At 72.5% G+C, this 25,014-nt stretch carries 24 protein-coding genes and 1 pseudogene; 13 read left to right on the top strand and 12 right to left on the bottom strand.

Annotation, left to right across the window (positions count from 1 at the left end; all coding sequences use genetic code 11):
- Positions 1–35 precede the first annotated feature (35 nt).
- A complete protein-coding gene (locus ACZ52R_RS08740; RefSeq protein WP_465753218.1) occupies positions 36–554 on the bottom strand; it encodes a GNAT family N-acetyltransferase in 519 nt (172 codons plus the stop codon).
- A 46-nt stretch (positions 555–600) separates the two neighbouring features.
- Here ACZ52R_RS08740 and thpR point away from each other — a divergent pair, with 46 nt between their 5' ends.
- Complete coding sequence (thpR, locus tag ACZ52R_RS08735) at positions 601–1,191, top strand: RNA 2',3'-cyclic phosphodiesterase (protein ID WP_465753217.1); 591 nt, start codon at positions 601–603, stop codon at positions 1,189–1,191.
- A gap of 249 nt (positions 1,192–1,440) precedes the next feature.
- Here the strand turns inward: thpR and serC are convergent, their stop codons facing one another.
- Positions 1,441–2,559: a phosphoserine transaminase gene (serC, locus tag ACZ52R_RS08730; RefSeq protein ID WP_360494663.1), complete on the bottom strand. Its 1,119-nt coding sequence runs from the start codon at positions 2,557–2,559 to the stop codon at positions 1,441–1,443.
- Positions 2,560–2,709: 150 nt separating this feature from the next.
- Positions 2,710–3,810 (bottom strand): citrate synthase 2, encoded by a 1,101-nt coding sequence (locus tag ACZ52R_RS08725; RefSeq protein WP_360494660.1) that lies wholly within the window; start codon positions 3,808–3,810, stop codon positions 2,710–2,712.
- A gap of 417 nt (positions 3,811–4,227) precedes the next feature.
- Here ACZ52R_RS08725 and pdxH point away from each other — a divergent pair, with 417 nt between their 5' ends.
- The 10 genes from pdxH (at position 4,228) to ACZ52R_RS08675 (ending at position 18,481) form a co-directional block, all read left to right on the top strand.
- Complete coding sequence (gene pdxH / locus ACZ52R_RS08720; RefSeq protein WP_360494838.1) at positions 4,228–4,860, top strand: pyridoxamine 5'-phosphate oxidase; 633 nt, start codon at positions 4,228–4,230, stop codon at positions 4,858–4,860.
- Positions 4,861–5,065: 205 nt separating this feature from the next.
- Positions 5,066–5,263 carry an FxSxx-COOH cyclophane-containing RiPP peptide gene (gene fxsA, locus ACZ52R_RS08715; protein WP_360494658.1) on the top strand — a complete coding sequence of 66 codons (198 nt, stop codon included), beginning with the start codon at positions 5,066–5,068 and terminating at the stop codon, positions 5,261–5,263.
- Between the two features lie 222 nt (positions 5,264–5,485).
- Positions 5,486–6,880: a TIR-like protein FxsC gene (locus tag ACZ52R_RS08710; protein ID WP_465616450.1), complete on the top strand. Its 1,395-nt coding sequence runs from the start codon at positions 5,486–5,488 to the stop codon at positions 6,878–6,880.
- On the top strand, positions 6,870–10,883 hold the full coding sequence (gene fxsT, locus ACZ52R_RS08705) for an FxSxx-COOH system tetratricopeptide repeat protein (RefSeq protein ID WP_465753216.1): 4,014 nt from the start codon (positions 6,870–6,872) through the stop codon (positions 10,881–10,883). Before ACZ52R_RS08710 ends, fxsT begins: the two co-directional genes overlap by 11 nt.
- Positions 10,884–10,941: 58 nt before the next feature.
- On the top strand, positions 10,942–12,171 hold the full coding sequence (locus ACZ52R_RS08700; protein WP_465616452.1) for an FxsB family cyclophane-forming radical SAM/SPASM peptide maturase: 1,230 nt from the start codon (positions 10,942–10,944) through the stop codon (positions 12,169–12,171).
- A gap of 325 nt (positions 12,172–12,496) precedes the next feature.
- Positions 12,497–13,609 (top strand): aKG-HExxH-type peptide beta-hydroxylase, encoded by a 1,113-nt coding sequence (locus tag ACZ52R_RS08695; protein WP_465753214.1) that lies wholly within the window; start codon positions 12,497–12,499, stop codon positions 13,607–13,609.
- Positions 13,610–13,927: 318 nt separating this feature from the next.
- Entirely contained in the window at positions 13,928–14,113 is a 186-nt protein-coding gene (locus ACZ52R_RS08690; protein WP_465616456.1) for a hypothetical protein, read from the top strand.
- A gap of 64 nt (positions 14,114–14,177) precedes the next feature.
- The gene (locus ACZ52R_RS08685; RefSeq protein ID WP_465753212.1) at positions 14,178–16,604 is read left to right on the top strand and encodes an FxsB family cyclophane-forming radical SAM/SPASM peptide maturase; all 2,427 of its coding nucleotides are present in this window, start codon (positions 14,178–14,180) and stop codon (positions 16,602–16,604) included.
- 167 nt (positions 16,605–16,771) lie between these two features.
- Positions 16,772–17,491, top strand: coding sequence for an AAC(3) family N-acetyltransferase (locus ACZ52R_RS08680; protein ID WP_465753210.1), 720 nt, complete (start codon positions 16,772–16,774; stop codon positions 17,489–17,491).
- 123 nt (positions 17,492–17,614) lie between these two features.
- The gene (locus ACZ52R_RS08675; protein ID WP_465753208.1) at positions 17,615–18,481 is read left to right on the top strand and encodes a hypothetical protein; all 867 of its coding nucleotides are present in this window, start codon (positions 17,615–17,617) and stop codon (positions 18,479–18,481) included.
- 19 nt (positions 18,482–18,500) lie between these two features.
- On the opposite strand, the gene ACZ52R_RS08670 is transcribed toward ACZ52R_RS08675, so the two are convergent.
- The 3 genes from ACZ52R_RS08670 to ACZ52R_RS08660 form a co-directional block, all read right to left on the bottom strand.
- On the bottom strand, positions 18,501–18,836 hold the full coding sequence (locus ACZ52R_RS08670) for a hypothetical protein (protein WP_465753206.1): 336 nt from the start codon (positions 18,834–18,836) through the stop codon (positions 18,501–18,503).
- Entirely contained in the window at positions 18,817–19,395 is a 579-nt protein-coding gene (locus ACZ52R_RS08665) for an RNA polymerase sigma factor (RefSeq protein WP_465753204.1), read from the bottom strand. The genes ACZ52R_RS08670 and ACZ52R_RS08665 overlap by 20 nt, the downstream gene beginning before the upstream one ends.
- A 221-nt stretch (positions 19,396–19,616) precedes the next feature.
- Positions 19,617–20,213 carry an RICIN domain-containing protein gene (locus ACZ52R_RS08660; RefSeq protein WP_465753202.1) on the bottom strand — a complete coding sequence of 199 codons (597 nt, stop codon included), beginning with the start codon at positions 20,211–20,213 and terminating at the stop codon, positions 19,617–19,619.
- A gap of 178 nt (positions 20,214–20,391) precedes the next feature.
- Between ACZ52R_RS08660 and ACZ52R_RS08655 the strand changes: the two genes are divergently transcribed.
- Positions 20,392–21,393 carry an ArsR/SmtB family transcription factor gene (locus ACZ52R_RS08655; RefSeq protein ID WP_465753200.1) on the top strand — a complete coding sequence of 334 codons (1,002 nt, stop codon included), beginning with the start codon at positions 20,392–20,394 and terminating at the stop codon, positions 21,391–21,393.
- Positions 21,394–21,448: 55 nt separating this feature from the next.
- Here ACZ52R_RS08655 and ACZ52R_RS08650 read toward each other — a convergent pair whose 3' ends face one another.
- Together ACZ52R_RS08650 and ACZ52R_RS08645 are read right to left on the bottom strand one after the other, a co-directional pair.
- A complete protein-coding gene (locus ACZ52R_RS08650) occupies positions 21,449–21,643 on the bottom strand; it encodes a DUF397 domain-containing protein (RefSeq protein WP_465753198.1) in 195 nt (64 codons plus the stop codon).
- A 143-nt stretch (positions 21,644–21,786) separates the two neighbouring features.
- Positions 21,787–21,915, bottom strand: a pseudogene (locus tag ACZ52R_RS08645) (hypothetical protein); the annotation flags it as partial.
- Between the two features lie 62 nt (positions 21,916–21,977).
- Between ACZ52R_RS08645 and ACZ52R_RS08640 the strand changes: the two are divergent.
- Complete coding sequence (locus ACZ52R_RS08640) at positions 21,978–22,223, top strand: hypothetical protein (RefSeq protein WP_465753196.1); 246 nt, start codon at positions 21,978–21,980, stop codon at positions 22,221–22,223.
- Positions 22,224–22,228: 5 nt separating this feature from the next.
- Here ACZ52R_RS08640 and ACZ52R_RS08635 read toward each other — a convergent pair whose 3' ends face one another.
- The 4 genes from ACZ52R_RS08635 to ACZ52R_RS08620 all read right to left on the bottom strand — a co-directional run bounded on the left by ACZ52R_RS08635 (position 22,229) and on the right by ACZ52R_RS08620 (position 24,973).
- Positions 22,229–23,014: an alpha/beta fold hydrolase gene (locus tag ACZ52R_RS08635; RefSeq protein WP_465753194.1), complete on the bottom strand. Its 786-nt coding sequence runs from the start codon at positions 23,012–23,014 to the stop codon at positions 22,229–22,231.
- A gap of 26 nt (positions 23,015–23,040) precedes the next feature.
- A complete protein-coding gene (locus ACZ52R_RS08630; RefSeq protein WP_465616482.1) occupies positions 23,041–23,700 on the bottom strand; it encodes a DUF4097 family beta strand repeat-containing protein in 660 nt (219 codons plus the stop codon).
- A 206-nt stretch (positions 23,701–23,906) separates the two neighbouring features.
- Positions 23,907–24,449 carry an NIPSNAP family protein gene (locus ACZ52R_RS08625; protein WP_465616484.1) on the bottom strand — a complete coding sequence of 181 codons (543 nt, stop codon included), beginning with the start codon at positions 24,447–24,449 and terminating at the stop codon, positions 23,907–23,909.
- Positions 24,446–24,973 (bottom strand): hypothetical protein, encoded by a 528-nt coding sequence (locus tag ACZ52R_RS08620; protein ID WP_465616486.1) that lies wholly within the window; start codon positions 24,971–24,973, stop codon positions 24,446–24,448. The genes ACZ52R_RS08625 and ACZ52R_RS08620 overlap by 4 nt, the downstream gene beginning before the upstream one ends.
- Positions 24,974–25,014 lie beyond the last annotated feature (41 nt).

The raw sequence follows: 25,014 nt of genomic DNA, 5'->3' as shown, positions 1-25,014 counted from the left end.
GCCCCCCGAGGGTTCGCCTCGGGGGGTTCGTGGCGTCAGAGCCGGATGGCGAGGACCTGGCCGGGCCAGACGCCGCTCGGCTGCTCGACCTCGAAGCTCTCGGTCTCGGTGAAGCCGAGCGCCCGGTACCGGCCGACCAGCTTGCGGTCGTTCCCGGCGTAGCAGTCCACCCGCAGCAGGCCGATGCCGCGCTGACGGGTCTCCTCGACCGCGTCGGCGATCAGCGCGGAGCCGATGCCCGAGCCCTTGCGGCTGCGGTCGGTGACCAGCAGCCGGACGTACAGCTCGGGCTCGTCCACGGCCGGGATCCACTTGCCGCGGTCCTCGTTAAGCACGCAGCAGCCGACCGTGCGGCCGTCCTCGTCCACGGCGAGGCGGATCAGGAAGGGCTCGGAGGCGTACGAGGTGACCTGGTCGACGCGGGCCGGGTTGGTGCTGAAGGGCTGGTCGCCCCACTGGCCGGTGCGGTCGTCGGCCGCCAGCCAGGAGACGGCGCCGTCGAGTAGGGACAGGATGTCGGGGACGTCCGCGGGCCCCCCGGTGCGGATCTTCATGAAAAACGTTTCTACACCGAAAGGCCGACCGCGGGAAGATGGGTCCATGAGGCTGTTCGTGGCGGTGCTCCCCCCGGTCGAGGCGCTGCAGGGGCTCTCCGACGCGGTCGTGCCGGTGCGCGGGCTGCCCGGGGCGGACCGGCTGCGCTGGACCACCGTCGAGGGCTGGCACCTGACCCTGGCCTTCCTCGGCGCGGTGCCGGCCGAGCGGCTGCCCGAGCTGGCGGCGGGCCTGGCGGCGGTGGCCGAGGTGCACGAGGTCCACCGGCTGCGGATCGCCGGCGCCGGGCGGTTCGGCGACCGGGTGCTCTGGGCCGGCGTCGAGGGCCAGACCTGGGCGCTGCGCCGGCTGGCCGAGGCCGTCGCCGAGGTCACCGCCGAGGCGGTCGGGGAGACGGCCGACACCTTCGTCTTCCACCCGCACCTCACCCTCGCCCGGGCCGGCTCCCACCGCGGCCACCGGCGGGCCGTCCAGCGGCTCGCGGCGGCCGAGCTGGACGGCCTGGCGGCGGCGCTGGCGGACTACCGGGGGCCGGAGTGGGAGGCCACCGAGCTGCACCTGATGAACAGCGACCCGGACGGCGGCTTGGCGCACTACGAGTCGCTGGGTTCCTGGGCCCTGGCGGACTGGAGCTAGCGTCGGGCTGAGCGGAGCTACCGGGACCTCCGCTCCGTCCGGGCGTGGGGCGGAGGTACGCTCGTTGACCGTGGATCCCAAGACTCGTATGCGTATCGTCTCCGGCACCCTGGTGCTGCTGCTGGTCGTCGTGCTGATCAGCTCACTGGCCGGCCGGTAGACCGGAAACGGCCGTGAGGGCCACCACCCGGGTGGGTGGTGGCCCTCACGCACGCCTCAGCGGGTGCTCAGGTGGTGCTCAGCGGGTGCTCAGAGCTGCTCGACCACGTAGTCGATGCACTGGGTGAGCGCCTCGACGTCCGCCGGGTCGATCGCCGGGAACATCGCGATGCGCAGCTGGTTGCGGCCCAGCTTGCGGTACGGCTCGGTGTCCACGATGCCGTTGGCACGCAGTGCCTTGGCGACCGCGGCGGCGTCCACCGACTCGTCGAAGTCGATGGTGCCGACCACCTGGGAGCGCTCGGCCGGGTTCGCCACGAAGGGGGTGGCGAAGGAGGACTTCTCGGCCCAGGCGTACAGCCGGGAGGAGGAGTCGGCGGTCCGGGCGACGGCCCAGTCCAGCCCGCCGTTGCCGTTCAGCCACTCCAGCTGGTCGGCCAGCAGGAAGAGCGTGGCGATCGACGGGGTGTTGTACGTCTGGTCCTTCGACGAGTTGTCGATGGCCGTCGGCAGCGAGAAGAACGGCGGGATGTAGCGGCCGGAGGCGGCGATCTCGGCGGCGCGCTCCAGGGCGGCCGGGGAGAAGGTGGCCAGCCACAGGCCGCCCTCGGAGGCGAAGGACTTCTGCGGGGCGAAGTAGTAGACGTCCGTCTCGGTGATGTCGACCGGCAGGCCGCCGGCGCCCGAGGTGGCGTCCACCAGGACCAGCGAGCCCTCGTCCGCGCCGGCCGGGCGCTTGATCGGCATCGCGACGCCGGTCGAGGTCTCGTTGTGGGTGAGTCCGTAGACGTCCACACCGGCCTCGGCGACCGGCAGCGGGTGGGTGCCCGGGGCGGTCTTGATCACGCTCGGCTCGGCGAGCCACGGCGCGGCCTTGACCGAGGCGCCGAACTTCGAGGAGAACTCGCCGAAGTCCAGGTGCTGGGACTTCTCCCGCACCAGGCCGAAGGCGGCGATGTCCCAGAAGGCGGTGGAGCCGCCGTTGCCGAGGACGACCTGGTAGCCCTCGGGCAGCGAGAAGAGGCTGCTCACGCCCTCGCGTACGCGCTTGACCAGGTTCTTGACCGGGGCCTGGCGGTGGGAGGTGCCGAGCAGGGAGGTCTGGGTGGCGGCGAGGGCACTCAGGGCCTCGGGGCGCACCTTGGACGGTCCGCAGCCGAAACGGCCGTCTGCGGGCTTGATGTCAGCGGGGATCTGGATCTGAGCCACGCGCGCAGCCTACCGGCCGGGGGCCGGGCGGGGGTACGGTCGTCCGCCCGCTGAGACTGTGATCTTCGCTGCTCAGAGATGCCGACAGCGGGCCCGGCCGAGGCCGGACCCGCTGGTCAGGGGCACTGTGCGGACGGTCGTCCGGTGCGGTCAGCGGGCGATGGCGTCCCAGCCCTCGATCGCCTCGGGACGGCGCGGGCCGGGGCCGATGTAGCGCGCGGAGGGGCGCACGAGCCGGCCCGTGCGCTTCTGCTCCAGGATGTGCGCCGACCAGCCGGCGGTGCGGGCGCAGGTGAACATCGAGGTGAACATGTGGGCCGGAACCTCGGCGAAGTCCAGCATGATGGCGGCCCAGAACTCGACGTTGGTGGCCAGCACACGGTCGGGGCGGCGGTTGTGCAGCTCCTCCAGCGCGGCCTTCTCCAGCGCCTCGGCGACCTCGAAGCGCGGCGCGCCGAGCTCCTTGGCGGTGCGGCGCAGCACGCGGGCGCGCGGGTCCTCGGCGCGGTAGACGCGGTGGCCGAAGCCCATCAGGCGCTCGCCCTTGTCCAGGGCGTTCTTGACCCAGGCGGTGGCGTCGCCGGTGCGCTCGATCTCCTCGATCATGCCGAGCACGCGGGAGGGGGCGCCGCCGTGCAGCGGGCCCGACATCGCGCCGACCGCGCCGGAGAGGGCGGCCGCGACGTCGGCGCCGGTGGAGGCGATGACCCGGGCGGTGAAGGTGGAGGCGTTCATGCCGTGCTCGGCGGCCGAGGTCCAGTAGGCGTCGACGGCCTTGACGTGCTTCGGGTCCGGCTCGCCCCGCCAGCGGATCATGAACCGCTCGACGACCGTCTCGGCCTTGTCGATCTCGCTCTGCGGGACCATCGGCAGGCCCTGGCCGCGAGCCGACTGGGCGACGTAGGACAGCGCCATCACGGCGGCGCGGGCGAGGTCGTCGCGGGCCTGCTCGGCGGAGATGTCCAGCAGCGGCTTGAGGCCCCAGACCGGGGCGAGCATGGCGAGCGCCGACTGCACGTCGACCCGGATGTCGCCGGAGTGCACCGGGATCGGGAACGGCTCGGCGGCCGGCAGGCCGGGGTTGAACTTGCCGTCCACCAGCAGGCCCCAGACGTGCCCGAAGGAGACGTTGCCGACCAGGTCGTCGATGTCGACACCGCGGTACCGCAGGGCGCCGCCTTCCCGGTCGGGCTCGGCGATCTCGCTCTCGAACGCGACGACTCCCTCAAGCCCGGGTACGAAATCGGACATGCGACGGCTCCTTCAGTTCTGTGTTCGGCGCTCCGCCGTGGTGGGGCGGCATACCAGTGACCGAATCGTGGTTGGCACTCGGTGCCAGAGTGACAGGCACGGGGTGCATTGCGCCATACACCACCGTGGTGATGTTTGCCGTAGGCCCGCTCGATTTTCCCGTCGAGGGTCGGTCGTGCCCGGGAGAAACCCGGAACCAAACCCCCGGTTCCGGACAATTCTCCGCACGACGGGCGGCCAAGCGGTGGCGAGACACCTTATCTCCCGCCGGGATTTGTCCGGAGGTAGCGGTGCCCGTTGCTTGTCGTACGGGATGATGTTGGCGTGCAGACCCCGGAACCCGCCCAGTCGACACCCCCGAGCCCCGTCACCCGGACCCTGGCCGACGAGGCCCGCCCCGGCCCGGACCTCACCGTGATGCGCAAGCACTACGTCCACGAGGGCCTGGTCGAGGAGCAGCTCGCGCCCGAGCCGATCGGCCAGTTCACCCGCTGGTTCCACGAGGCGGACGACGCCGGGGTCACGGAGCCCAACGCCATGGTGCTCTCCACCGCCGACGCCGAGGGGCGGCCCAGCTCCCGCACCGTCCTGCTCAAGGGCTACGACCTGCGCGGCTTCGTGTTCTTCACCAACTACGGCTCCCGCAAGGGCTCCGAACTAGCCGCCAACCCGTACGCCGCGCTGCTGTTCCCGTGGATCGCCCTGGCCCGCCAGGTGACCGTCCAGGGCCGGGTGGAGAAGGTCGGCCGCGACGAGACCGCCGCCTACTTCCGCACCCGCCCGCACGGCTCCCAGCTGGGCGCCTGGGCCAGCGAGCAGTCCAGCCCGGTCGGCGGGCGCGAGGTCCTCGAACAGCGCTACGCCGAACTGGAACGCCGCTACCCGGAGGGCGAGGGCGTGCCCGTCCCCCCCTTCTGGGGCGGGTACCGGGTGGTCCCGGAGAGCGTCGAATTCTGGCAGGGCCGCGAGAACCGCCTGCACGACCGGCTCCGCTACCTCGCCGACCCGGCGAGCCCGACGGGGTGGCGGGTGGAACGGCTCTGCCCGTGAGTGCGACGGGGCCCGCGGGCGTTGCGGGCGTTGCGGGTTCCGGGGGCCTCGCGAGCCCGGTGGGCCGACCGGGTCGGTCCGGGCGCGGCGGCGGCGTGAAGCTGATGGACCGTCACGCCTCGGGTGTAGGATGCCCGTCGCGGACCTGGGTCGAGGCACATCCGGCCAGCAACGCGCTGTGCCGGCACGATCGAGTGAGGGACTGATGAGCGTCACCGGTGCGGAAGCCGCCGCTGGACTCGACTCTGACCTGGTCGACGTCGCCGCCCTGTCGCTCGAAGAGCTCGACGCCCTGCCCGACACCGTCCTGGGCGACCTGCTGCGCCGGGTGGTGGCGGACGCCCTGACTCCCGGCGCGGAGCCGCTCGCCGCCTTCCAGTCGTCGCTCGACGGTAGCCGGTAGCGCGGCTCCGGCGCCCGCGACTCCTTCGGCGCGCCCACGCCCCCATCGGTGCGCCCCCGAGCGCCGGAGCGGCGCCCGGCTGCGGGCGTGCGCCTGATCACCGGCTAAACCACCGGGGCGGCCGAATCCGCCAACTCGCCAGCGCGGCCGGTGGAGTTCACGACATGCTGGGGTATGAAACCAGCGCCGTCGCGGCACCGTCGGGCACGGGGGGAACGGGTGATGGAGCAGGAACAGCAACGGCCGTACTTCTTCTTCAGCTACGCGCGTCGTGACTTCGAGGCCGAGGACGCCTTCGTCAACCAGTTCTTCAACGACCTGCGCGACGAACTCGGCCGGCTCGTCGGGACGGGTGTACGCGTCGAGGAACTCGCCTACCGCGACACCGAGCAGCTGCGGCTCGGCGACGACTGGGCCGAGAAGCTGGCGACGATGCTGGGCCGCAGCCGGACCATGATCGCGCTCTACTCCCCGGCCTACTTCACCAGCCTGTACTGCGGCAAGGAGTGGACCGCCTTCCGCGGCCGGGTCCGGCGCCACCACGAGGACAGCGGGGAACTCATCCCGGCCCTGATCCCGGTGCTCTGGGAGCCCGTCGTGCCCGGCGAGCTGGCCGACGAGGTGACCAAGATCCAGTGGGCCCAGCCGGACATGGGCGAGGCCTACGCCCGGTACGGCCTGCGGGCCCTGCTGCGCACCGCGCAGAGCGAGGCGTACGAACAGGTCGTCCGGGTGGTCGCCGAGCGGGTCCGGGAGGCGGCCGCGCGCCGGCTCGGCGAGCTGCCCGAGTTCGACCTCGGCACGGTGCGCGGCTACTTCCCGCCCCCGGCGGCGCCGGAGGTGGTCTCCGCCCCCGGCATGGTGCGGCTGTTCATCGCGGCCGGGCGCGCCTCGGAGGCCGCCGCCGAGGGCGGCTCGCGCGCGGGCGGCTGGTACGGCGCCAAGCCGTGGCATTGGGCGCCCTACCATCCGCCCACCAACCCGTCGCTGGTGGCGCGCGCCCAGCAGGTGATCACCGCCGCCGGGCACACCACCACGCTGGAGGAGGTCGACGGCGGCCTCGGCGGGAAGCTCGACCAGGCCCGCGAGGACAGCCAGGTCAGCATCCTGCTGGTGGACCCGTGGGTGGCCGGCGGCGAGCGCTACCGCTCCGCGCTGCGCGAGTACGACGACCAGAACCACCCCGTCACCGGCGTGATGGTGCCCACCGGCAGCGCCGACCCGGCCGACGGGCCGGAGCGCGACACCCTGTGGGCGGGCGTACGCGACGTGTTCCGGCGCAACTGGCTGCGCCGGAGCGACATGGAGCACTTGTTCCGGGTCAAAGTGAGCCGGGAGAGCTTCGACAACGACCTCACCATCATGGTGACGGTCGCTCAGAACAAGCTCATGGACGACAACCTGGATTGGGGGGACGATGGCAGCGACGCCTTCGGCTTCGGCCCCGGCGGCGGCCCGGCCATGCCAGGGCTGTCCATCCCGGCCGGCCCGCCCGGACCCCGCCAGGGCCCGCCCGCGCGCCTCGATCCGAGCCCGGGCCGCACGGACCTCCCGCACCAGAGTCGTGGCAAGGACAACGCTGTCCCGTTGAGGGGAGACCAGGACGATGACCACTGAGCCCGGCGCAGAGTCGGAGCGCGGCGGACCGGGTTCGGTCGTCACGTTCTACTCCTTCAAGGGCGGCACCGGCCGGACCATGGCCCTGGCCAACGTCGGCTGGATCCTCGCCAGCCGGGGCCTGCGCGTCCTGGTCGTCGACTGGGACCTGGAGGCCCCCGGCCTCCACCGGTACTACCACCCGCTCCTGGTCGACCCCGAACTGCACTCCACCGACGGCCTGATCGACCTGCTGCGCTCCTACGTCAAACAGGCGCTGCCCTCCGCCACCGGCCCGGTCGGCCTCTCCCCGGCCGCCTGGCTGGACGAACCCGGGCGCCTCGACGGCTACCTCTGCGGCCTCGCCCTCGACCTGCCGCCCGGCGGCCGGCTCGACTTCCTGCCCGCCGGCCGCCAGAACGCCGCCTACGCCGCCGCCGTCACCAGCTTCAACTGGCGCAGCTTCTACCACGGCCGGGACATCCGCGGCGGCGAGTTCCTGCGCGAACTGCGCGAACGCTGGGCCCGCGGGTACGACTACGTGCTCATCGACAGCCGTACCGGCGTCAGCGACACCTCCGGCATCTGCACCGTCCTGATGCCCGACACCGTCGTGGACTGCTTCACCTTCAGCGCCCAGAACATCCGCGGCGGCGTCGACGCCGCCCGGGCCATCGCCGAGGCCGAGGAACGGGCGATCCGGGTGCTCCCGGTCCCGATGCGGGTCGAGGACGCCGAGCAGGAGCGCCTGGAGGCCGGCCGCGACTACGCCCGCGAGGCCTTCGCGCCCTACCTCGGCCGCTGGCTGCCCGGCGACCGGCGGGCCGCCTACTGGGCCGACGTCGAGGTGCCGTACAAGCCGTTCTACGCTTACGAGGAGGTCCCCGCCACCGTCGCCGACCGGCCGCAGGAGGCCCGCAGCCTGCTCAACGCCTTCGAACGGCTGGCCGGTTGGATCACCGACGGCCGGGTCCGCACCCTGCGCCCGCTCACCTCCGAGACCCGCCGCCGGCTCTACGGCGCCTACCTGCGCTCCGCCCGCGCGGTGCCGCGCCAGGTCTTCGTCAGCTACGCGCCCGAGGACCGGATGTGGGCCGAGTGGGCCGCCGGCACCCTCACCCGCTTCGGCTACCAGACCTCCCTGCACAACGCCGCCGATCCGTACACCGGCCCCCGGCCGCCGGAGGTCGCCGGACCGCTCGAAGGCCAGGGCCGGCTGCTCGCCCTGCTCTCGCCCGAGTACACCGCCCTGCCTCGTGCCGCCGAGGTCTGGCAGCTCCTGCAGGGCCGGGAACTCGCCTCCGGCTCACCGGCGTTGGTCGCCCTGCGGCTGCAGGACTCGGACGAGCCGGTGCCCCGTCCGTTCTCCGGACAGGCTGCCCCCGACCTGGTCCGCTCCGCCGCGGCGGGCGCCGAGTCCCAGCTGTACGGCGAACTCGGCCCGCCACCCGGCAGCACCCGCCAACTCGACACCGACAGCGGCGAGATCATCGCACCCGCACGCTTCCCCGGCACCGCGCCGCAGGTCCAGGAAGCGCCCTCGCGCAACGCCGCCTTCATCGGCCGCGGCCGACTCCTCGAACTGCTCCGCAACCGCTTCACCGGCGGCCCCGCCGCCGTGCTCAGCCAGGTGCTCTACGGCTTCGGCGGCGCCGGCAAGTCCCAGATCGCCGCCGAGTACGCGCACCGCTTCAAGGCCGCGTACGACGTGGTCTGGTGGGTGCCCGCCGAGGAGCCCGCCAACATCCCGCAGAAGCTCGCCGAACTCGCCCCCCGGCTCGGCGTGCCCACCAGCGACGACGTCGCGCACACCGCCGCCGCCGTCCTCGACGCGCTGCGCCGCGGCCAGCCGTACCGCCGCTGGCTGCTCGTCTTCGACAACGCCGGCACCCCCGAGGAACTCGCCCCCTGGCAGCCGGCCGGCTCCTCCGGCGGGCACGTGCTGATCACCTCCCGCAACCAGGGCTGGGCCCGGCACGCCGGCCTGGTGGAGGTCGACGTCTTCCTCCGCGAGGAGAGCGTCCGGCTGCTGCGCCGCTTCAACAGCGGCCTCTCCCCGGAGGACGCCGACCAGGTCGCGCAACGCCTCGGCGACCTGCCGCTCGCCGTGGGCCAGGCCGCCGTCTGGCTCCAGGAGACGTCGATGCCGATCGCCACCTACCTCGAACTCCTCGACGAGGAGCTCACCGAGATGCTGGAGCGCACCCGGCTGCGCACCGCCGACTACCCGCACTCGGCCGCCGCGACCTGGCGCATCTCCGTCGAGGAACTCCGCCGGATGAACGCCCCGGCCGCTCAGATCCTGGAGATCTGCGCCTTCTTCGGCCCCGACGCCATCCCGATGCGACTGCTCTACAGCCGGGCCGTCACCCGCGCCCTGCGGCTGCCCCCGCGCGCGCCCCGCGACAAGCTCGCGATCGGCGAATTCCTGCGCGCCATCAACCGGTTCGGGCTCGCCCGCACCGACCAGGGCAGCGAGACCATCACCGTGCACCGGCTGGTCCAGGCCGTCCTCCGGGACCAGGTCGAGGAGGAGCGGCGGGCCGAACTGCGCGGCGTCGTCCACGCCGCACTCGCCACCGCCAACCCCGGCGACCCGGACGTCCCCGCCAACTGGTCCGAGTACGCCGAACTCCTGCCCCACCTCTGGCCGTCCGGGGCCGTCGACAGCGCCGACGAGGACGTCCGGCAGTGGATCATCGACTCGGTCCGCTACCAGTGGAAGCGCAGCCTGCACGAGTCCGGCCGCGAACTGGCCGAACGGACCCTGGAGCACTGGCGCCAGGACGGCTACGGCGGCCCCGGCTTCGACGCCGACAACGACGCCCAGACGCTCATGCTGCGCACCCAGCTGAGCAACATCCGCCGCTCCCAGGGCGCCCTCCAGGAGGCCTACGAGATGGACCGGGACATCCTGGACCGCTTCACCGCGACCCTGGGCCCCGAGCACTCGCACACCCTCGCCGTCGCCAACAGCCTCGGCGCCGACCTGCGCTTCCTCGGCCGCTACGACGAGGCCCGGGCGCTCGACCGCCGGACCCTGGACGCCGCCCGGCGCACCCTCGGCCCCGACCACCCGCGCACCCTGATGATCACCAACAACCTCGCCGTCTCCGACTACCTGGCCGGCGACCGCCGGGCCGCCCTGGAACGGCACCGCAGCAACTACCTCCAGCAGCGCGACGCGCTCGGCGCGCACAGCCTCTACGCGCTGTCCTCCGCCTCCAACTACGCCCGCGACCTGCGCGAGACCGGGCGGCTGCGGGAGGCCCTGGACCTGCTGGAGGAGACCGTCCGGATCTACCAGCAGACCATCGGCGACGGCCACACCGACACCCTGCGCGCCCGCAAGAACCTCGCCGTGGCACTGCGCCGGGCCGGCCGCTACCACGAAGCCCTGGAGATAGACGAGGACATCTACCAGCGCTACCTGGACATCAACGGCGCCGAGCACCCCGACACCCTGGCCGCCGCCACCAACCTCGCCAGCGACCTGAGCGCCCTCGGCGACACCACCCGGGCCATCCCGCTGGCCGAACGGGCGCTCGCGCGGTACCGCGACTACCTGGGCGAGAACCACCCGGTGACGCTGGCCGGCGCCAACAACCTGTCGGTCTACCTGCGGCTGGCGGGACGCACCCAGGAGGCCCTGGAGCTGTCCGGGCGCACCCTGACGCAGTTCCGGGCCGTCCTCGGCGCCCACCACCTCTACATCCCGATCGCGATGATGAACCACGCGAACGACCTGGCGCTGTCCGGCCGGACCCAGGCCGCGCTCGACCTGGAACTGGAGGCCGCGCCGCTGATGTCCGAAGCCCTCGGCCCGGACCACTACGACTCCATCGGCATCAAGTCCAACCTCTCGCTGTCGCTGGCCGCCTCCGGACAGGCCGAACGCGCCGCCGAGCTGCGGGCGGACTGCATCCGGCGGGCGCAGGTGACACTGGGAGAGGAGCACCCCACGACGGTGGCGGTGCGGGCGGGAGCGCGACTGGACTCGGACGTGGAGCCGCCGCACGTGTGACGGCACGTCAGGAGACGGCGGCTCGGGAGGCTTGTCGGGCGGCGCTAGGCTCACGGGCATGGTGCCGTTCCGGCAGTTCCTGCTGAAGATCCACAGTCGGTGCAACCTGGCCTGCGACTACTGCTACGTGTACGAGAGCGCGGACCAGAGCTGGCGTCGGCGGCCCCGGCGGATGGAACTCGCGACGGTCCGCCGCACCGCCCGGCGGATCGCCGAACACGCCGCCGAACACGGGCTGGACGAGATCTCCGTGGTGCTCCACGGCGGCGAGCCGCTGCTCGTCGGAACAGGCCATCTGGACGCACTGCTCGGCGAGTTGAGCGGCGCGGTGGCGGGCGGGCCGCGGGTGCGGTTCAGCCTGCAGACCAACGGGCTGCGGCTGCTGGAGGAGCCCTCACTCCTCGACGTCCTGCACCGGCACCGGGTCGCGGTCGGGGTGTCCCTCGACGGCACCCGGGCCGACCACGACCGGCACCGCCGGCTGCCCTCCGGCGCGGGCAGCTGGGCACGGACTGCCGAGGCGGTGCGGCTGCTCGGCACGGACCGGCACCGGGAACTGTTCGCCGGCCTGCTGTGCGTCGTCGACCTGGCGGCCGACCCGGTGGACACCTACGAAGCGCTCCTGGAGTTCGCGCCGCCCCGACTCGACCTGCTGCTGCCCCACGGGACCTGGCACACCCCACCACCCGGGCTGCGCGCACGGCCCGTGCCCGGCGCGCCACCGTCCGGCGCGGACCCGGCGCCGTACGGGGAGTGGCTGATCGCCGCCTTCGACCGCTGGTACGGCGCGCCGCGGCGGGAGACCGGAGTGCGGCTGTTCGAGGAGCTGGCCGTCCTGCTGCTCGGCGGCCGGGCCGCCAGCGAAGCGGTCGGCCTGACCCCGGTCGACCTGGTGGTGATCGAGGCGGACGGCACCATCGAGCAGGCGGACAGCCTCAAGGCGGCGTACGACGGCGCCCCGGGGACCGGCCTGGACGTGTGGCGGCACGGCTTCGCGGAGGCGGCCGCGCACCCCGCCTTCCGGGCCCGCCAGCGCGGCCTCGCCGGGCTCGGACCGGTCTGCGCCGGGTGTCCGCTGGCCCGGGTCTGCGGCGGCGGGCTGTACGCGCACCGGTGGGCGGGGGACGGTGCGGGCGGGGGCTTCGGGCACCCGTCGGTGTACTGCGCGGACCTGGACCGGCTGGTCCGGCACATGGGGGGGCGACTGCGGGAGGGGCTCCGGGGGTGGGGCTCCCGGGAGGGTGGGTGCGGAGCGGCTCCGGGGGTGGCCGCTCCGGGGGCTGGATGATTTTCCGACTGCCGACTCTGTGGGTGGGGTGCTGATCGCCGTAGGCAGTCTGAAAATCACCCGCAACGCCCCTCTCCGGGCCACCCCCTGCGCCGCCCCTCCCGCAGCGCGTCCCTCTCGCTGGTGGAGGGGGGAGGAGGGGAGGGGGAGGGGGGCGTTGGTGTTGCTGGGGGTGGGGGGTGGTGGGGGTGCAGCTGGGGTGGGGGTGTGGGTGTTGCTGGGGGTGTGGGGTCGTCCGTTTGGGTCATGCGCGGTCGTTGGCCGGATTGTTCGGTACGCCGGGGGGAGACTGCGGGGCGGATGCGGGCGGTATGGAGGAGGAGCGGTGGCGGGTACGGGCGAGGCGGTGGCGGGTACGGGCGAGGCGGTGGCGGCCGGGGTTCCCGGCGCGCGTGGGGTGGACGGGCTGCCCCGGCATGGCGTGGATCGGGCGACGTTCAGGGCGATCGCTGGCGCGCGCGGCGGGCCGGAGGCCGTCCGGGTGCTGCGCGCCGGGCAGTTGAGCAAGCGCGCGCTGCTGCTGCTCGCGCTGCTCCGGGCGGCGCCGGAGCACGAGGGTTACCGCGAGGCGTACGGGCGGGTGCGGGTGCTGCGGCGCGAGGACCGGGCGCGGTGGGAGGAGGTGCTGCTGCGGCCGGAGTTGGACGCCTGGGCGGCTGACTGCCTGCGTGCTGTCGCGGGTGGCACGGACGGTCCGTCGGGAAGGGCTGGTGAGTTGGGCGGCCTGGGGGAGTTTCTCCGGGCGGATGGTGGCCGGGCGCTGGTGCTGGAGTGTGACGGGCTGCGCTGGGCGCCGTCCGTCGACCATGCCGGGCCGCGCCGGGTGGACTACGGGCGCCCTCCGGCCGGGCCGTTGTCGGAGGCCGAACTCGCCTGCTGGGAGGAGCGGTTGTCCGAGGCCTGGCGGATCCTGGTGCGCCGCCACCGGCGCCACGCCGAGGCGGTGGCGGCCTGCGTCGCCACGGTCGTCCCGCTGCGCCCGGCCCCCGGTGGGGAGGCGGTCAGTGCGGCGGCCCGGCGGGCGTACGGGGCGGTGGCGGCCTCGCTGCCGGACGATCCGGTGTTGCTGGCGCTGGCGTTGGTCCACGAGTTCCTGCACGTCCAACTCGGCGCGCTGCTGGACCTGGTGCCGCTGCACCGGCCCAACGGCCCGGCCGTCTACCACGCCCCCTGGCGGCCCGACCTGCGTCCGGCGGGCGCGCTGTTGCAGGGCACGTACGCGCACCTGGGCGTCGCGGACTTCTGGTGCGCGGAGGCGGCCGCCGGTGCGGGTGGGGCGGGTCGTGCGGAGCGGGAGTTCGTGCGCTGGCGGGCGCACACCCTGGCGGCCGCCGGAACCTTGCTGGAGTGTGGCGAACTGACGGCGCAGGGGAGGGAGTTCACGGAGGAGTTGGTTCGTTCCGTTCACGAACTGGGTGGTGGGGGGCGGCGTGGTTGAGCCGTTCGGGGGAGGGCCGTCGCGCCCCGGCGGGTGTGGATGAGGGGAATCAACCGGGGGATTCGTACGCTGACCCGGGTGGCGGCCCTGGCGCTCGGCCCGGCGACACGCTTCGGCGCGCGCCACGGCGAAGTGCGCGACCGCTGAACGGGTGAATTCTCGGGGGTTCTGCGGGCCGTCGTGCGACGTCGGCCGCCCGGGGAGCCCAACTTGAGTCCGCAAGGTGCCGCGCGGAGTCTTCGCGGGCACTACATTTGGTCTCAATCGGGTGGGCTTACCCGCCCTCGGCAGGTCCTAACCGCGCCTAAGGAAACGAATATGACACCGGTAACCAGCACCAAGCCGGCCGGCAAGCTCACTGACACTCAGGAGACGCCGGAACGCCCGTCCCTCGCCGACCTCGCCGCCCTCGGAGCGGGGGAACTCGCCTCCCGCCTCCAGCGCGCGCTCCCCGGCGCGGATTCCGGCCTCGTGCCGGTAGCGGCCTTCAACTCCTCGATCTGACCCGGCCCGGACCACCGAGCCGCGCTCAGACCGAGCCGATCCGAACGGATCTCCGAACAGTTCCATGACGACGTCAATTCCGCTGCCCCTGACGCAGTTCGTGGTCAAGATGCACAGCAGGTGCGATCTCGCCTGCGACCACTGCTACGTCTACGAGCACGCGGATCGCAGCTGGAGCTCCCGCCCGAAGGTCCTCGCGGACGGGATCCTGGCCAAGGCCGCCGAACGCATCGGCGAGCACGCGGCCGCCCACCGGCTGCCCGCCGTCCGGGTCGTCCTGCACGGGGGAGAACCCCTGCTCGCCGGCCCGGACCGCTTGCGCCGCGCCGCCGAGGCGTTCCGCGCGGCGCTCCCGCCCGGCTGTGCGCTCGACCTGCGCATCCACACCAACGGCGTGCTGCTGAGTCGCGCCTTCTGCACGCTGTTCGCGGAGCTGGACCTCAAGGTCGGCATCTCGCTGGACGGCGACAGGGCCGCCAACGACCGCCACCGGCGCTTCGCCGACGGCCGCACCAGCCATCCGCAGGTGCTGCGGGCCGTCGCACTGCTGAACGAACCCGAGTACCGGCACCTCTTCGCCGGGCTGCTCTGCACGATGGACGTCGAGAACGACCCGGTGGCCGTGTACCGGGCGCTGGCCGAACTCCGCCCGCCCGCCGTGGACTTCCTACTCCCCCATGCCACCTGGGTCGAGCCGCCCAAACGCCCCGAAGCCCTGGGCGCCACCCCGTACGCCGACTGGCTGCTGACCGTCCACCGGCTGTGGGAAGCGGACGGCCGCCCGTTCGCCGTACGGACCTTCGAATCCGTGCACCGCACCCTGCGCGGACTCTCCAGCCTCACCGAGTCGCTCGGGCTGGAGCCCTCGGACCTGGCGGTCCTTGAGACCGACGGCACCTTCGAGCAGGCCGACAGCCTGAAGACCGCGTACGACGGCGCGCCCGCCACCGGGATGAACGTTTTCGCGCACAGCCTCGACGACCTCGCCCGCCACCCCGGCATCGCCGCCCGCCAGTCCGGCCTGGCCGGACTGAGCGAGGCCTGCCGCGCCTGCTCCGTGGTCCGCTCCTGCGGTGGCGGGCTGTACGCCCACCGCTTCCGGAGCGACGATGGGGGAGACAGCTTCGACCATCCCTCCGTCTACTGCGGTGATCTCATGGCGCTCATCAACGGTCTCGCGGGGAGCGGCCCTTCGGCTGCCGTGCCGGTACGGGCGGGTGAACCGCCACTGCCCGCGGCCGAGTTGTTGCCACCCGGTGCCGAGCCGTTGCTGCCGGACGCGCTCACGTCGTCGCAACTCGACGAACTCGCGCGCGGGTACGGCGGCGCGGACACCGTCGCCGCACTCGGCCGCTCCCAACTCGCCCTCACCCGGGCGATGCTGGCCGCCGCCTGGGACGCCTCCGGACAGGGGCGGCCCGAGGCGTGGGCCCTGCTGTCCGCACTGGACGTCGAAGCCCCCGCCGCTGTCGACGCCGTCCTCACCCACCCGTACGCCCGCGCGTGGGCGGCCCGGCGGCTCGCCGGCGACCTCCCGGTCGGGCTCGGCCCGCTGGCCGCGCTGGCCGCAGCCGCGGCGGTGCGGGCCGGGCGGGGGGACGCGGTGCCGGTGCCCGTGCGAGGCGGGTGGCTGCACCTGCCGACGCTCGGGCGGATCGCCGTACCGGACGGGGAGGTGGTGGTCACCGGTCGGCCGGACGGCTTCGAGGTACGGGCCTGCGACGGCTCGGTGCGCACGGGGCTGGACGAGCCGCTGCGACGGATCCGGCTGGCCGGCGGGTGGACCCTCGCCCTGGAGGACACCGACCCGCTGCGCGACTGCCACGACCACCCGGTCGCGGACCGGCTGCCCGGCGGCGAACTGCTCGACTGGACCGGCGCGTTGCGCGAAGCCTGGGAACTGCTCGGGCGGGACCTGCCCGCGTACGCGGAAGGCATCCGGACCGGACTGGCGACGGTCACCCCGTTGCGGCCTGGCCCGGCAGGCCGGGACGTCAGCTCGGCGGCCCGGCAGGCGTACGGCGCCGTCGGCATCGCCCGGCCGGCCACCGCGCCCACCCTCGCGCTCCTGCTCGCGCACGAATTCCAACACGTCAAACTCGGCGCCGTACTGGACCTCACGGACCTGTACGACCGCGACGACACCACGCTGTACTTCGCGCCCTGGCGGCCCGACCCCCGGCCGCTCGAAGGGCTGCTCCAAGGCACGTACGCCCACCTGGCCGTCACCGAGTACTGGGGCACCCGCACCCTCGCGTACGACGGCCTGCCCGGCGAAGCCGCCGACCGGACGCGCGCACAATTCGCGCTCTGGCGGCAGTACACCGCCGAAGCCGTGGAACGGCTCGCCGAGTCCGGAGCCCTGACCGGGACCGGCTTGCGCTTCGCCGACGGCATGCGTGCCACCGTCACACCCTGGCTCGCCCTGTCGCTGCCCGCCGCCGCCGAGCACGCGGCCGACCGGGCACGACACGAACGGGCCGGGGTCTGATCTCCCACTCCGCCCGCCCCCGGACCTCCCTCGCCCGGGGCCCTCAACCCCGGGGAACCGTCATCCTCACCGAACCCCGTGTCGGCAGCGTCGCCGTCGCCGACCCTGTCCGCTCCCACGTCCGCCCACTGCGCCGCGCATTCGCCGACCTCGGGGTCCGCCCGGGCATGGTGCTGCACGTCCAGGCGTCCCTGCGCACCCTCGGCCCGGTGCCGGGCGGGGCCGCCGGCGTGATCGACGCCCTGCTGGACATCCTGGGCCCCGACGGCACCCTGGTCGCCTACACGGCCACCCCCGAGAACTCCGCCACCTCACGCATCCACCAGGCCGCGGTGGCCGGACGCTCCCCGGAGGAAGTCGCCGACTACCAGGCCCGGATGCCGCGCTTCGACCCGTCCACCACCCCGGCGTCGCCCACCATGGGCGCCCTGTCGGAGGCCGTCCGCACCCACCCCGGCGCGCTCCGCAGCCGCCACCCGCAGACCTCCTGGGCGGCGTTCGGCCGCCACGCGCAGGAGATCACCGGCCGACACCCCGACGAATGCCACCTGGGCCTCGACTCCCCCCTGGGCCGGCTCTACGACCTGGACGCCCGGGTCCTGATGATCGGCGTCCCGATCGACCGCTTCACCGCCTTCCACCTCGCCGACCTGCGGCTGCCCGACGTCCCCGTCCGCGAGTACCGCTGCGTGGGGGAGGACGGCTGGACGGTCTTCAAGGCACCGGACTTGGACGACCTCCACTTCGCCGGGCTGGGCGCCGAGGTCCTGCGCCTCGCCCACGGCATCACCACCGCCCACATCGGCGGCGCCACCTGCCGCCTCGTCCCGGTCCGGGAGGCCGTCGACCTGGCGGAGCAGATCCTCCGTCGCACCCGCACCACCTGAATCCGCCCGGTCGCCCGTCGCCCCGAACCGCCGTGCGCAGGAAGTCGGTCAGGCCGACTTCCTGCGCGGACCGAAGCCATCGGCCGAGGTGACCGACCAGGCCGGACAGAAGTGAGGCGCCCGATGACTTCCCCACCCCCGGTAGTACCGAGCGCGCTCACCGGCCGCTATCGGGCAGTGCGGCCCCGCGTGGACAACGGTCCGGGCCACCCCCCGGCCGAGAACGTGGAGACCGCCGTCGAGTTCGCCTTCCGGGCGCCGTCGCTGTGGCGGCTCGACTTCGGCGGTCGTGTCGTCGTCCGCGATGGCAACCACGCTCCGTGGGTGTCGCCGGGGCTTTCCTTTCCCGGTGCCGGCTGGCCGTGGAGTTTCGACCCCGACCCTGCCCGGCTCGTCCTCCCCGTCCCGTCCGATCTTCGGGTCGGCCGTCGGATCCGGACCAACGGGCGGGAGGCCGTCCAGGCGGAGACAGCCGGGCCCGGGGGCGCGCGGCTGCACCTGGTGATCGACAGCGACACCGGCATGGTCCTGCGGGCGAGTGCCCCGGGTACGGCCTACACCGAGGAACTCACCGACCTCGGATTCCCCGGGTCGTTGCCGGACGAGCCGTTCGTCCGACCCGAGTACGACGAGGACCAGCCTGGTCGGTGGGAACGCATCCGCGAGTACTGCCGCACCCGGCCGCTGCCTGTGCCCGCCTCCTGGCCCGGCCCGCTCGGTCGTCCGTCGCCGATCGACGGGGACCCTGGCACCGGCTTTCTCGTCCTGGATCTCGATGCCCGGCCGTCGCCGGGCGCCCCGACGGCGGCCCAGCTGGTTCGCCAACCTCTGGACGACCCGCCGTACCTGTCCGGTTGGGCCCTCGATCCCGGTCACCACCTCCAGCGCTGGCGTGACCCTCACTGGCAGTGGACCCTCGTCCTCTCCGACCATCCGCTGACCGCCGGGCAGTTGGGCCGCATTCGTGAGGAACTGGCGGGCGCCGGTTAGGCACTCCGTGTCGGGGCGGTCAGGCCACGGGCACCTCGTCCCGCTCGGGGAGCTGCGTGCGTGGTCCGATGAGCTGCTTGTCGTGGCCGGCCACGGTCAGTTTGCACTGGCCGTCCTCGCAGGAGCGCTGGAGGCGGCCCCGCGAGACGGTCTGCACCAGTCCGATCGCCCAGCACATCGGGCAGCCGCGCAGGGCGAGCAGACCGACCGGCAGCAGAACCAGGCTGAGGGGCCCGACCAGCGGCAGGAGGGCGACCGAGCCGACCAGCGAGCCGAATCCCACCACACCGCGCACGAGGTGCTCGGACAGGGACGTGCTCGCGAAATCGGGGCCCTCAGGCTTCGTGCCGGTCATCGTTCCCTCCAGAGACTGTGACGGGGGTGGCCTGCAGCGCCCGTTGGAGCGCCGTACGGGCCCGGTGCAGACGGGACTTCATTGCGGCCATACTCAGGCCCAGCGCATCGGCGGCCATCCGGCCGCTGTAGCCCTGGACGTCCCGCATGATCAGCACGCGGCGCTGGTCCGGGGGCAGGGCGGCGACCGCAGCCGCCACCCTGGCCGCTTCCAGGCGTTGCAGGACCTCGTCCTCGGCCGAGGCCACCGGGGTGTCCCGCGAAAGGGGCACGGTGCTGTCCCGCAACCGGGCCCGCGCGCGCCGGAGGCACTCGTTGCGCACGATGCGGAACATCCACGACGCCAGGGCGCCGGAGGCCCGCAGCATGCCGATCTTGCGGTACAGGATGATCAGGGCCTCCTGCGCCGCGTCCTCCGCGTCCTCCGGGGAGGCGCAGAGGGATCGGGCGAACCGCTGCACGTTCGGGTGCGAGCCCGACACCAACGCGGCGATCGAGTCGACGTCGCCGCCCTGCGCTGCGGTGATCAGTTGCTCACCAGGCCAGGACGAGTCAGCCACGCCCGGCTCGCTTGCGCTTCACGACGAGCATGCAGGTGCAGAGCAGCACCAGGACGACGGTGATACCGATTCCGATGACCACGACTACCTCCGGTTTCCGTGCCCGACGTTTGCCGGCACGTCCATAAGAGGCGCGGGCCACCGAAAAGGATTCAGCCGATCAGCACCGTGCCCCGGCGGTGGGCCGCTGGGGCACGGGGATGCGGGTCTGGCGTGGCGGATCAGGAGGCGAGCCGCCAGAGGTGGTCGTCGAAGCCGGGGATGTAGCCGCCGGTCCACGAGCTGTTGTAGCAGGGGTACACGGTCAGGGGCAGGTTGTCGGCCCGGTCGCTTCCGTCTCCGGCCACGCCGGAGACGTCGAGGCAGAGACCGTCCTTGTAGTTGACGATCTCGTAGTCCTGGTTGCCGGTCACGTCGACGAAGTACCACTCCTGGTTGTCGCCAGCCGGGTTGGAGGCGCAGCTGTAGGTGTACAGCCGCGTGCCTGCCGGGTCGGAGCCGTAGTCGGGAAGGTCGAGGCAGTAGCCGCTCTTGGTGTTGACGAACTGGTACAGGGAGAGTCCGTTGACGGTGCGGGTGGACTCCAGGCTCCACATCTGGTTGTCGGCGGCGCCGAGCGTGCAGCTGAACTGGGTGACGGGGGTGTTCAGCGGGTTCGAGCCGTAGTTGGGCAGATCGGCGCACTTGCCCGTGGTGTCGTTGTAGAGCGCGTAGGTGCCGACGTAGGTGGCCGCGTGCGCGCTGGAGGCGAAGGCGAGAGGGGCGAGCGCCGCGACGCCGGCGACGGCGAGGAGGCGGGCGAACCTGGACTTGAGCATGCGGATTCCCCGATCGTGGGAGGGAAGGGCTGGGATTGCCGTGCCGGTTTCCGTGCGTGCGTGCGTGCCGGGCGCGGATGGCGCCGTGGTCGGGCACGGGAATCAGCGAACCGGATGACGTGCACGCCGTCGAATGATTCGATTCCGTTCGAAGACGATCGCGCTGCGGGAGGTTTTCGTGATCCGGATCAACCTGGGCGCGCGCGGTCTGGGCATGGTCAGGTTCGCCCTGTCACCCTTGGACGCGACGAAGGATCTGCTCTTCGCCCTCAGCAAGTCGCCGCACCTGCTGGACGCGACCTGGCGAACCCAAGCCGTGCAAGCACTGTCGGAGCATCGGCTGGGTCTGTTGGCCGTAGTCGCCGGCGGCGGCCCGCTCGGCTACGCCCCGGACTTCCTACGGCCCGAACCGGCCGGATTCCAGGTCTGTCCGGACAGCGCGCTGCACCAGGTGGCCACCACACCGGCGGAGCGGGTCCGCTACGAGATGACGGGGGCCGTCGGCGGCCACGCATGGGACCAGAGCGTGGCCCGCAGGCCGCCCCGGATGCTCCTAGAGGCCATGGACCGGGGCGAGGAGTACCTGGCCCAGCGGATGGCCGTGGAACTCGAGCAGTTCTGGCATGCCGTCCTCGCGCCGCACTGGCCCGGTATGCGCGCCCGGCTGGAAGGCGATGTCGCCACCCGGGCTTCCGCGATCGCCCGGCACGGGATCGCGGATGCCGTCAACAATCTCGCCCCCAATCTGCATTGGGACGGTGGCGCGCTGAACGTCGGCCTTTCCGCCACCAGTTCCCACCGACTGAGTCTCGACGCCGACGGCACGATCCTCGTACCCAGCCTCTTCGCCCGCAGGGCGATCTTCTGCGCGGCCGAACCCCCGGGTGCGCCGGCTCCCCGCACGCCCCTGATCGTTTATCCGGCCGTGCCCAGCGACTGTCTCCCGCCCACGAGCAGCGAAGAACTGATCGGTACGACGCGCCTGCGACTACTGGCCGAACTCATCCAGCCCCGCGCCACCGGAGAGCTCGCCGGCCTCCTGCACCTGAGCCCCGCGACCGTCTCCTACCACCTGCAGATCCTCCACCGCGCGGGGCTCGTGCAACGCACCCGCCGATCGCGGACCGTCATGTACCAAAGGCTCGTGGCGAAGCCCGGCTACACCGGTGGCCTCGGATGACCTGATCCCCGTGCCCAGGCGGAGGGCCGCCGGGGCGCGGGGATGGGGATGAGGGTCAGGCGACGAAGTGGTCGAACTCGCCGGCCTTGGCGCCACGAATCCAGGCGTCGAGCTTGGCGCGGGTGGTGGTGACGACGGTAGTGGGGTCGTCGGACTCGCGGATGTGGACCAGCTCACCTGCAGAAGCGATTTCGACACAGTTGGTCTGGTCGTTGCTGAAGCTGGACTTCTGCCAGTTGAGCTGGTGCATGTCTGTCTTCCCTGGACCTGGTAGCGGATGTGCTGGAGCAAGCCCAGTGAGTCGCGCTGGGCTGGTGATGACTCGGACGTCGCCGCTGATAGGGGTGGTAGTGCCAAGCCCCTGAGTCGATCGAACTTCCGATCAAATGTTGTCACGACCTCGGGATCGCCGATGAAGTCGCCGCCATGTGGGTGGTCGAGTAGAACGGTGTCAAGCCGTGCGTGCGCTCCTCGGATGAGAAGGAAGGGCGTGGATTGCAGCTGGTGGAGGGGCTCACCCACCGCTGGGGTGCGGAGCCGCAGAAGTTGGGCAAGCGGGTCTGGTTCGCGTTGGACGGCGTCGCGTGAACGCGCTCCACCCGATCCACCCGGCCGATCCGGCTCTGGGGCATCTCGCCGGTCGGGACATCACCGAACTGATCGTGGAACTCCGCACCGAGGGGCGCGAGTTCGGTTTGCTCTGGCCGTCCGCCAAGCCTGGGGAGACCATTCTGGACGGCCGGGTCCTCGTCTCCCTCGGCAATGTTCCGGCCGGCACCGTCATCAACCTCCTGGCGCTGCTGCGCGAGTTCAAGCGCCACCGGGGGTAAGGCGCTCAGGCCGCGGCGAGTTCGCGGACCGTCGTGGCGATGGCGGCGAAGTCCCTGCGCAGGATCTTGGAGTGGTTGCTCGGGACCTTCGCGCTGACCTTGATGTTCGGGTTGCGGGCGAGCACCGGGTCGAGGCCGGCGCGGATGCCCTCCATCACCTTCGCGTCCCCGCCCAGATTGCCGCCGGTGGCGAGGACGTACCGGGTCGGTACGGCGACGCGGTCGAAGACCGGGTCGAGGAGGGCGGGCGCGCAGAGTTCGTTGAGTTCGATGTTGATCTCGGCGTGCTGGGCGGCGCTCATCCGGGCGGCCAGGCCGATGCGGCGGCAGATCGGAAAGAGTGGGCTCAGGAGCCGGAACAGCTTGCGGATCCGGGCCCTGGTGGCGTCGTCCAGCCACTCGTGCGCCATCGCGCCGTCCACGGAGACCACCGCCGCCACGCGGTCGGGGTGCCGGGCGGCCCACTGGATCGCGAGCATGGCGCCGTAGGACCAGCCGACCAGGATCGGCCGCTCGATTCCCCGCGCCGTGAGGACGGCGTCGAGGCTGCGGACGGACGACTCGAAGGAGTAGTCGGAGGAGGTCCCGGACTTGCCGCGGGCGCGTTCGTCGAAGGTGATGTGCCGGTAACCGTCACCCAGTTCGGCGATGACGTGCTTCCAGTGCGACTGGTCGGCGTAGGAGCCGTTGAGGTACACGATCGCCTGGCCGGGGCCGCCGGTGTCGGTCACGGCGAGGGCGGTGTCGTCGACCGGGACCCTGCCGGTCCAGGAGGAGTGCTTGATGCTCATGGCGTCCCTTTCCGGGGTTCGGGGGCTCAGAGGCTGCGGGCGGTGATGTCGCCCTGGGAGGTGGTGGCGCGGATGTCGAGTCCGGTGGTGCCGTCGTTGCGCAGGGCGTTGCTGATGCGGCCGTAGGCAGTGGCGGCGTCCAGGGCGGCGGAGACTCCGGGAGCGGCGCCGACGGTGATGTTGCCGGACTGGGTGCTGAGCACGACGGTTCCGCGTACGGCCTGGGTGATGCGGATGTCGCCGCGGGCGGCGGTGATCTCGGCGGGGCCGTTGAGTCGGCCGATCTCGATGTCGCCGTCAGTGGCGGTGAGGCGGACGCTCTCGGCCTCGTCGATCTTGATCTGGCGGTAGGCGCCGTCGAAGGCGAGGTCCCCGAGGCGGCCGACGACGCGCAGCTCGCTGGCGGCGGCCTTGCCCTCGACGCGGGAGCCGGCCGGCAGCTGGACGGTGACCTCGACCGAGCCGGCGCCGAAGAGCCCGCCGGTTTCGGGGGCCTGGATCCGCAGGACGCCAGCGGCGTAGGAGGCGGTGGTCTGCTCGGCGGTCTGGACGTCGCGGTTCTTGGCCGGGTTGGCGGGCCGGATCTCGACGGTGGTGTCGGTGCGGTCGGTGGCGATGAGCTGGACGCGGCCGGCCGGGATGTCGAGGACGGCGGTGATCGCGGCGGGGGTGTCGAACTTCTGCATCGTGCTCTCCTTCGTGAGGCGGCGGGCGCTCCGTGCGCCCGCCGTTTCTGACGATGGAAAAGCTACGTTGCGTTCGATGATCAGGCAACGCACTCGTTGCGCAAAATATGCATCGCTGCAGGTAGTTGCCGGGAAATCATTGCAATAGGCCTGCAGCTAACGCAACGTCATGCGTCTTCTTCATTGCAATGGCGTGAGGATGAACGCTATACGGGCTCCAGTCGCAGCCGCCGGAACGGCCAGGGGGCCGGTTCGGCGGGGCCGAACCAGACGCGGACGTCCTCGCCGGTGCGGACGGGCAGGGCGGGGAAGCCGTTCTCGGCGTGTTCGGTGCGGTGCAACGCGTGGGCCGGGGCGAGGTGCCGGGCGGCGTAGGCGTCAAAGGCGGCCGCGTCGGCGGGGTGGCAGACGGTGGCGAGCACCTCGCGCGCGCCCGGACGCGGGGCGAAGCCGGGGCCGCGCAGCAGCAGGACGTCATCGCTGTCGACCATGGTGGCGTTGGCCGCCTCGCGGTGCTCCCGCCAGACCGGGCCGTAGTAGAAGGCCTCCAGCGCGCGGCGGCGCTCGGACATGGAGGGGAAGGCTCGCAGCCAGACGAAGCGGTCCGGGTCGTCCAGGTCGCGGAAGCGGCCGCCGACGGCGATGCCGACCGCCTCCTGTCCGGTCACGAACTCGCGTTCGAAGAGCTCGATCAGGGTCTCCCGGGCGCCGGGGCGCAGGGTGTACTGGCGCAGTTCGACGATGCTCATGCGTCGAGACCGTCGAGACCGTCGAGACCGTCGAGACCGCCGAGGTCGCCGAGGCCGCCCACGGCCGGTCCGGTACGGGTGAAGTCCATGGTCCAGTTGTGCTCCCAGGTGCGGCCGCCGTCGGCGGAGAACTCCTGCTCCCAGCGGGCGGCGTCCGGGCCGAGCCGGTGCCAGGTGAAGTGCACCCGGATCGGGCGGCCGGCGTAGGTGTCCTCGCCGTGGAAGTCGCCTCGGTCGCTGGTGAAGCCGCCGACCACCGGGGGATCCAGCTGTCCGGTCCGACTGTCGGACCAGTAGATCGACCACTGCTCCGTCTCGCGGTCGAAGAGCCGCAGGGTCACGCCCTGGCGGCCCAGGGTGGGGAAGGTGATCTCCTCGATGTTCCCCGCGCCCCCGAACAGCGGCCGGACCACCGTGTGACCGGGGAACTCCTCCCAGGTGCCGTTGTCCGCGTCGGCGAGCGGGGTGGTGAGGCGGCGGTTGGCCACGCTCCAGGAGCCGTGAAAGAAGTCGAAGTCGTCCATGCGCCGCAGGTTAGGGGCACTCCACTGACACCCACTGTCAG

Source organism: Kitasatospora sp. NPDC034023 (genome assembly GCF_055575795.1).
Note: the sequence above shows the minus strand (reverse complement) of the source record. Positions and strands in the feature narration are given on the sequence as shown.